This window comes from Pseudomonas sp. 05T35, from assembly GCF_056396605.1.
The window spans coordinates 1-5,166 of the sequence record NZ_JBFTLU010000332.1 but is presented as its reverse complement, the minus strand read 5'-3'; the positions used below and the strand labels follow the sequence as shown (position 1 = coordinate 5,166).

Sequence of the window (5,166 nt, the reverse complement as noted above, 5' to 3'; positions counted from 1 at the left end):
GTAAATGTAGATGCCGTAGTCCACGCCAATCCCCACCCCGAGCGCCACCACCGGCAAGGTCGCGACTTTAACGCCGATGCCCATGAACGCCATCAGCGCGTTGCCCAGCACCGAGGTCAGCACCAGCGGCAACACGATGCACAAGGTCGCCGCCCAGGAACGGAAGGTGATCATGCACATGGTGGCCACGCAGATGTACACCAGCACCAGGATGGTCAGTTCCGATTCCTTGATCACCTCATTGGTGGCCGCTTCGATCCCGGCGTTCCCGGCAGCCAGGATGAACTCCAGGCCTTCCTTGTTGTTCTCCTTGGCGAAGTCCTGCACCGCATGCACCGCGCGGTCGAGGGTCTCGGCCTTGTGGTCGTTGAGGAACACCAGCACCGGTGCCAGCGAGCAGCTGTTGTTGTACAGGCCATCGGCGCGGGCGATGGAGTTGTTCAGCACGTCCGGGTTACGCGACAGGGTTTCCCACTTCAGGTTGCCCTCGTTCATGCCCTTGATCATCTGCTTGGAGACAGTCACCAGGGAAATCGCCGACTGCACGCCCTCGGTGTTCTGCATCTTCCACATCAGTTCATCGATTGGCGCCATGGCTTCGTAACGCGAGCAGCCTTCCGCCTTGGTCTTGACCATCACTACCAGCACATCGGAGCTGGTGGAGTAGTTCTTGATGATGAAATTGTTGTCCTGGTTATAGCGCGAGTCCGGACGCAGCTCCGGCGCACCTTGGTCGAGGTCACCGATTTTCAGGTTCTGGCTGTACCAGAGGCCGCCACCAAAGGCGATCAGCGCCAGGAGGATCGAAACCGGAGCGACTTTCGAGCTGGCAAAATTCGACAGCAAACGCCAGAACGAATGCTCGCGGACTGCATCTTTCTTGCTGCGCTCGACGGCGCGTTTGCTGATGCCGACGTAGGAAATCGCTACCGGCAGCAGAATCAGGTTGGTGAACACGATCACCGCCACGCCGATGGACGCGCCGATGGCCAGTTCACGAATCACCCCGATATCGATGATCAGCAAGGTAATGAAGCCCACCGCATCCGCGAGGATCGCAATCATCCCCGGTAGAAACAGCTGACGGAACGTGCGCCGGGCAGCAGTCAAGGCGTTGTCCGCATCGCTGGACTGCAAGGCAATCCCGTTGATCTTCTGCACCCCGTGGGAAATACCAATGGCGAAGATCAGGAACGGCACCAGCATCGAATACGGGTCCAGACCAAAGCCGAAGGCGTGCATTAACCCGAGCTGCCAGACCACCGCCACCAGGGTGGTGCTCAACACCGCCACGGTGCTGCGCAGGCAGCTGGTGAACCAAAGGAGCAGGATCAGGGTGATGACGAACGCCACGCCGAAGAACATGACCACCATGATCAGGCCGTCAATCAGGTCGCCGACCTTCTTGGCAAAACCGACGATGTGAATCTGTACGTTGGGGTTCTGTTTTTCGAACTTGTTGCGGATCTTGTCTTCAAGTTCGTGGGAGAACTTCTGGTAGTCCAGTGCCAGCAGCTTGCCCTGGTCCTGCGGGTCCGGGTAGGACTCCAGCAGCGGAATATCGACGATGCTCGACTTGAAATCGTTGGCCACCAACCGACCGACCTGACCGGATTTGAGCACGTTGTTGCGCAGCAGATCGAGGCTGTCGGCCGAGCCGTTGTAGCTCTGCGGGATGACTTCACCGCCGGCAAAACCCTCCTCGGTCACTTCGGTCCAGCGCACGCTCGGACTCCACAGCGACTTGAGGCCGGAGCGGTCAACACCGGAGATGTAGAACACTTCATCGTTGATCTGGCGCAGGGTCTCCATGTATTCCCTGGAGAAGATGTCGCCATCGGTGGCTTCCACGGAAATACGCACGGTATTGCCGAGGTTGGCCAGGTCATTGCGGTGCTCGAGCATCTTCTCGATGAAAGGATGCTTGAGCGGGATCATTTTTTCGAAGCTGGTGGACGGCCGGATCAGTGTTGCCTGCCAGAACAGGAACATGCTGACCAGCAGGCAGATGACGATCACTGCCGGGCGGTTGTTGAAAATCAGGCGCTCGAGAAACGTCGCCTTGTCCTGATGATGACTGCTCATGGATGTCATAGCTCCGCCTTCTTATTATTTGCCCAGCTCGGCACCGATTGGCGAAGTAGCGCGAACGCCGCCCTGTCCTACCAGAATCAAGTTTCCATTGCCTGCCGCAGTGACCGCCGAAACGGAAATGCGGTCGGGTCGGTTGAATACGCTGAACGTTACGCCGTCGTCACTGCTGCGCACCACGCTGCCGCCGTTGCCGACGATCACGATGCTGCCGTCGTCAAGCAAGGTCGCACCGGACAGACCGAACTCCAGCGCGCCGCGCGCAGCCTTGAGCTCGACCTGCTCCCAGGTAGTGCCAAAATCAGTGGAGCGGAACAGATTGCCGCGCAGACCGTAGGCCAGCAACGTCGCCGGTTTGGCGGTGCCAATCACCCCGAACAGCGACCCCTGGTACGGACCTTGAAGGCGTTCCCAGGTTTGCCCCCAGTCAGGGGAACGGAACATGCTGCCCTGCTCGCCCACAATGAACAGCCCGGAATCCTTTACCGCTGCGATCGCGTTGAGGTGGTATTGATCCGGGTTATCGAGGCGATCGCCGACATCTGCCCAGTTCTTTCCACCGTCAGTGGTTTCCAGCAGAGCGCCGTAAGCACCCACGGCAAAACCGCTGCTGACATCCTTGAACCAGACAGCCAGCAGCGGCGCTTCGCGCTTCAAGTCTTCGAATTGTTTGATCCAGGTAACGCCGCCGTCTTCACTGGCGAGAATTTGCGCGTCATGACCGACAGCCCAGCCATGCCTGTCATCGACGAAATAGACCGCGGTCAGCAGCTGCCGACTGGGCACTTTGGCCTGGGTCCAGGTCTGGCCCTGGTCATCGGAATACAGAATATGGCCGCGATCGCCGACGGCCACCAATCGCTTGCCTGCATGCGCAACATCAAGCATCAGGCCCTTGGCGGACTTCGCGGATTCAATCGAATAGACCGTATCGGACACCGGTGCATCTGCGGCCACTACAGGTGCCGACAGCACAGCAGAACCCAACAGCGAGAGCGCTGTAGCCAGCAACGCGAATCTGCGTAACGCCGGCGGGCGGCAAAAACCCACACCCATGACAGGCTCACTCATAGACCTTTCCCCCATTATTATTGTTAGGTCGTTCAACCTTTCAGGGCGCCGCAGGGCTGCTCGTCGCGATTGACGGTTTTTGGAGCATAGTCCTGAAACGCGCAATCTAGAGCCCCTTCGGAAGCTGACCTATCCTATCCAGCTTTCGAAAGGTCTGACAATCAACGCCACGTTATCTTTTGTTAACTGGGGGGGAATAACGGACGGTCGCTGAATGACCAGGCATTCGCAGCGATGATCTGAAACCAGCGATTGAGCGGGATTTTCCGACACAAAGGTTTGAGCTTTGGCTTTGGCTTTGGCTTTGGCTTTGATCTTGATCCGGCTTTTGATCCACCCGCCCCTTCGGAAGGCCGAGCGCAGGTGTTCATCAGGGGGTTGGCGCGCAGCGCCGTACGGCGCAGCCGGACACATCGAGAGGAGGTCGTCGCGAAGCAGACCGTAGGCGATGCCCCCTGATGGACACCGGAGYGAGGGAACGCCGAGCCTAGGCGAGGKGCCGTACGCTTGGGGCGAGCGTTTTTTTGCTTACTTTTTTTAGGCGCTTGTAAAAAAAGTGAGTCGCCGTCAGGCGAAACCCTAAGTAGCCGTTACCGCAGGAATGGATATGTACACCTGCAAGAGGTTGGCCGGCTGTCAGGCCGTCATCGCGAGCAGGCTCGCTCCCACAATGGATTGAGTGCATCTGCGGGAGATTGGTTGGCTGTAAGGCTGCCTTCGCGAGCAGGCTCGCTCCCACAGTTTGGATTGGGGTACATCTGCGGGAGATTGGTTGGCTGTAAGGCTGCCTTCGCGAGCAGGCTCGCTCCCACAGGGTTCGGGTGAACACCTGTGGGAGCGGAGATGAGGTCACGCGAGGCTTTTGCTRACCACTTCAAACACATCGCTGGACAGCTGACCCGAGCCGCGAATGCGCTCCAGTTCCGCCTTCATCAACGCCTGGCGAGCGCTGTCGTATTTACGCCAGCGCGTCAGCGGCGCCAATTGGCGGGAAGCGATCTGCGGGTTGAAGCCGTTCAGCTCGATCACCAGATCCGCAAGGAAGCGATACCCCGAACCATCGGCCGCATGGAAATTGATCAGGTTCTGCCCGGCAAACGCACCGACCAGCGCCCGCACCTTGTTCGGGTTCTTGATGTTGAACGCCGGGTGCTTCATCAACTGCCGAACCCGCTGCAAGCCACCCGGCAACGTGCTGCCGGCCTGCACGCTGAACCATTGGTCCATGACCAACGGGTTGTCCTTGAAGTGCTCGGCAAAACTGGCCAGTGCCTTGGCCTTCTCGGCTTCGAACGGTGAGTTCACCAGCACCGCCAACGAGGTCAGGCGCTCAGTCATGTTGTCGCAGGCATCAAACTGTTCAAGGGCCGCTGCCAGCACTTCTGGCTTGCCACTGAGCATCAGGTAGGACAACGCAATATTTTGCAGGCCGCGACGGGCAAAGTGCTCGGCTTCGGCAACGTAAGCGGTTTGCTTCGACAGCTCACGATTGGTCTGATAACGCAGCCACAGCGCGTCGAACAGGTTGTCCGACAGTTGCTTGCGAGCGAACTCACGGGCCGCGTGAATCGCGTCGACGTCCGCCACTTCGCTGATTTCGGTCAGGTAAGCCTCGCTTGGCAGCGAGAGCATTTCGGCGACCATGGCCTGATCCAGGGATTCATCCGCCAGCACCGAGCGCAACGCGCTGATCAGTCGCTGATCGAGCACCAATGCCTGACCCGCTTGATGCTGAGTGATCAGTTCCTGCAACACCTGCACCGACAACTGCTGGCCGGCTTCCCAACGGTTGAAGCCGTCGCTGTCGTGTTGCATCAGGAACATCAGCTGATCGCGGTTGTACGGGAAGCTCAGTTTCACCGGCGCCGAGAAACCGCGCAGCAACGAGGGCAACGGTTGTTCAGCAATATCGACGAAAGTGAAGGTCTGCTCAGCCTCGGTCACCGACAGCACGCGGGATGTCCCGTCAGCGGCCGCTTCGCCCGCCAGACGCAGTGCGATCGC

3 protein-coding genes are annotated in these 5,166 nt (G+C 59.0%); all 3 read right to left on the bottom strand.

What is annotated here, in order from left to right; genetic code table 11:
• Window positions 1–2,085, bottom strand: a 2,085-nt coding sequence (locus AC1DH9_RS21860; protein ID WP_477808765.1) for an efflux RND transporter permease subunit, incomplete at its 3' end; no start/stop codon positions are given.
• Window positions 2,086–2,109: 24 nt separating this feature from the next.
• Window positions 2,110–3,162, bottom strand: coding sequence for a WD40/YVTN/BNR-like repeat-containing protein (locus tag AC1DH9_RS21855; protein WP_427537527.1), 1,053 nt, complete (start codon window positions 3,160–3,162; stop codon window positions 2,110–2,112).
• A gap of 849 nt (window positions 3,163–4,011) precedes the next feature.
• A partial coding sequence (locus tag AC1DH9_RS21850; RefSeq protein ID WP_477808764.1) for a DUF3458 domain-containing protein occupies window positions 4,012–5,166 on the bottom strand: 1,155 nt, incomplete at its 5' end.